A 658-nucleotide genomic window follows, 5' to 3' on the forward strand; every position below is an offset into this window, starting at 1 on the left:
GCCGCCACACAACTCCAGGATGATTTGCGGAACCCGTGTAAGGAAGATTTAAACGCCGAGCACTTAGCGTCCGTCCGGCTTTGAAAACAATCCGGGCCCAGACCCGGGAGATCAAATTCATTTCGGGGGTGCCAATGTCACGCGCAATGATTGAAGTCAGCGATTGCAATGTGGATCTCGAGCTGCGGCCGATCGAGCCGAGCTGGGTCATCGAGGGCAATCCGGTGTCGCGGTCGCGCATCCTGTCGACCAGCGCAGACGGCACCGCGTCGACGATCATCTGGTCCTGCACCGAGGGCCGCTTCAACTGGTACTACGATTTCGACGAGACCATCATGATCCTCGAAGGATCGATCGTGCTGGAGAGCGAAGGACTCCCGCCGAAGCGCTATGGTGCCGGCGACGTTGTGTTCTTCCGCGACGGCGCGCATGCCAAATGGCACGTCGAGGGCCACGTCAAGAAGATCGCCTTCTGCCGCAAGACCAATCCGGCGATGATCGGGCTCCTGGTCCGCGTGGTCAACAAGCTCAAGCGGGTCATTTCGTCTGCGGGCGAGCGTCGCCCCGCGACGCTGATGGGTGCCCACTAGTTTTTTCCGGACGCTTCCCAGCGGCACGGCGAAAGAGGGGGCGGGTCACATCCGCTCCCGCTTTTCGT

Annotated in this window: 1 protein-coding gene; it reads left to right on the top strand. The window is 60.9% G+C overall.

Annotated features, from left to right (window positions below; genetic code table 11):
- Positions 1-146 precede the first annotated feature (146 nt).
- Positions 147-590, top strand: a complete 444-nt coding sequence (locus tag AACY52_RS29115; RefSeq protein ID WP_339561188.1) for a cupin domain-containing protein — start codon at positions 147-149, stop codon at positions 588-590.
- The last annotated feature ends 68 nt before the right edge of the window (positions 591-658 follow it).

Origin of the sequence: Pseudomonas sp. EA_65y_Pfl1_P113, from assembly GCF_963970525.1 — a bacterium.
GTDB classification, from domain to species: domain Bacteria; phylum Pseudomonadota; class Gammaproteobacteria; order Pseudomonadales; family Pseudomonadaceae; genus Aquipseudomonas; species Aquipseudomonas tritici.